Annotated in this window: 2 protein-coding genes; one reads left to right on the top strand and one right to left on the bottom strand. The window is 70.1% G+C overall.

Going from position 1 to position 2,366, the window contains the following annotated elements:
- Positions 1 to 232 precede the first annotated feature (232 nt).
- The gene (locus ACZ3TS_RS42755) at positions 233 to 637 is read left to right on the top strand and encodes a MarR family winged helix-turn-helix transcriptional regulator (RefSeq protein WP_467628601.1); all 405 of its coding nucleotides are present in this window, start codon (positions 233 to 235) and stop codon (positions 635 to 637) included.
- Positions 638 to 1,003: 366 nt separating this feature from the next.
- On the opposite strand, the gene ACZ3TS_RS42760 is transcribed toward ACZ3TS_RS42755, so the two are convergent.
- Positions 1,004 to 2,128, bottom strand: a complete 1,125-nt coding sequence (locus ACZ3TS_RS42760; RefSeq protein WP_467628604.1) for an MFS transporter — start codon at positions 2,126 to 2,128, stop codon at positions 1,004 to 1,006.
- Positions 2,129 to 2,366: the final 238 nt, after the last annotated feature.

Raw genomic sequence — 2,366 nt, forward strand, 5'->3', positions numbered from 1 at the left:
GGAACTCGGCGTCGTACGGCGGCTTCTTCTTGGACCCCATGAATCCCAACTTCCCCTGCAATCACGGGCTCCACGCTACGAGGGGATGGTCAGCATGATGGCGGTGCTGGACATGGAGAAGTGACGCACATGGGCGTGAACCGGGTCAGCCGGCGGCGCCGAGCGCGGCGCTGACGCCGGCGATGACCGCCCCGCCGATCGCGATGGAGACGAACGAGCGAAGGAAGCCCATGTGGACGAAGCGCCAGCGGATCCAGGCCAGGAACAGGCCGGCCCGACGTCGCTCACCCCGGGCGAGGTGGCCGTCATCGCCGATGCGTTCCGCCGCCCTGACTGCTCCGTCCGGGAGATCGTCGCCCGTACCGGCTTCGCGCAGAGCCATGTCTCCGCTTCGGTGGGCCGCCTGCGTGAACGCGGCCTGCTGGAGACGGTTCCCGACCCCGGCGACGGCCGCCGGACCCTGATACGCCTGACCGACCGGGCACGCCGAGCCGTGCACGCTCGCGCCGACCGCCCCGCCGACGAGACGATCGCCAGAGCCAGTACGGACCCCGGCCGCGCCGAGCGGATCATCGCACTGCTCGACGAGCTCGCGGACCTGCTGCTGCCACCGACGAACGGCAGGCCGAGGCCCTGACCCTCTGCACGTGTTTAGTGTTGGTTGGTGGCCGGGCTCAACGCCGCTTCCAGGTGCCGCACACGCCGATAGTGGAGGCCGTGGACGGGCCGCTGAGCACCTGCCCGGAGGCTCGGCGAAGGGTACTGCGGCCGGAGTGCGGCAGCCAGCCCGCGCAGGCCGCACGGGCCCGTTCCGGGCAGCTCCGAGTTGCCCGATTCCGGTGCGCCGCATGCCGACCGGAACGGCCGTCCACCTGTTCGAAGAAACCGTCCCGGAAAACGGAGCGTCAGGCGACTACCGGCCGTCAAGTTGCATGCGTGCACAGCTGTTGAGGCTGGATCTGCGCAGGGCGATGGCACTGCTGGGGAGTAGAGCGCTGCGGTTTCACAGAGCTGCGAGTGGCCGCCGCCACAGACGGGTGCCCACTGCCGAGACGACGAGAACCGCGCACCCCGTGAAGATCACGCCGGCGTCCCGCACCCCGAGTACCACCCCCAGGGCACCGATCCCCACCACGGGCAGCGAGATCCCCACATACGCGACCACGAAGAACGCCGAGATGGTGGCGCCCCGGCGGGCGTCCGGTGCCGCAGAGCCCACCTCGGTCAGGCTCGCGCGGAACGCCATGCCCTGCCCCACGCCGCCGGTGACGGCGCCCAGGAGAAGTAATGGCAGCGACGCCAACAGCAGGGAGGCTCCCACCAGCAGGAAGCCCGCGAGGAGCACCAGGCATCCCCATGGCAGAGCCTTGCGCACGCCGACCCATCCCATGAGGAGCTGCCCGCCGGTGGAGGCACAGAACACGCAGAAGACGACAGCGCCGACCACCGCCAGATTGTGCTCGCCCAGCGTCCGGACGAGGAAGTCCGGGGCAACCGCGGTGAACAGGCCCAGCAGCGAGAAGCCGGCGAACGCCGCGAGGGCGCAGGGTGCGAACACGCCGCGCACCTCGGGCGGGACCGACATGCCCTGCGGCCGCAGCGGGAGCCGAGGGCTGCTCGGACGCGCGGTTTCCGGGAGCAGGCAGGTGACGGCGGCAGACAGCCCCAGCAGGACCAGATGGACAAGGAAAGGCAGCTTCAGCGGCCATGGCGCGTACTGAGCGAGGAGACCGGAGAAGAGGGGGCCGAATCCGAGGCCGCCCATGTTGGCGGCGGTCGCCGCGAGCGCGGCGCGTGCGCGGCGCTCGGCCGGCGCCAGTTCCAGGACCGCAGCGGTACCGGTGCCACTGAACAGACCGGCGGAGAAACCCGACAGGACCCGTCCTACGTACAGTAGGGGCAGCCCGCCCTCACACAGGAAGCAGACCGCGCTCAGCGCGGACAGCCCGAGCGCGCACCACAGCATCGGGCGCCGCCCCAGCACGTCGGAGAAGTCACCGGCGACCAGCAGGGCGGCAATCACGCCCACCGCGTAGACGGCGAACACCACGGTCACGATCAGCTCGGAGAACCCGATCTGCCGCCGGTACAGCTCATACAGCGGCGTCGGCAGGGTGGTGCCCATCATCCCGACAGCGAACACGCCCGCCGCGGCCCCGTACCCCGGCCGACCAACCCGTCCACGGCGTTCGGTGTCGCAACTGGCCACACCTCACCGTAACCATTCGGCACCGGATGGCACGCAAGGCCCGGCTCGGGCGTGTCAGCTATTCGTGAGGGGCCTCGCGTTTTTCGGACAGGGTCTGGCAGAGCAATTCATGCCGTGAGTTGCAATTCCTGGAACTCGGCGTGCACTTCGCCCGGGG

It is taken from the genome of Streptomyces sp. NPDC022910 (genome assembly GCF_055561075.1).

Bases quoted from the DNA above. Each gene is read 5' to 3' on its own strand.
- ACZ3TS_RS42760 (WP_467628604.1), bottom strand. From the start codon at position 2,128: ATGATGGGCACCACCCTGCCGACGCCGCTGTATGAGCTGTACCGGCGG.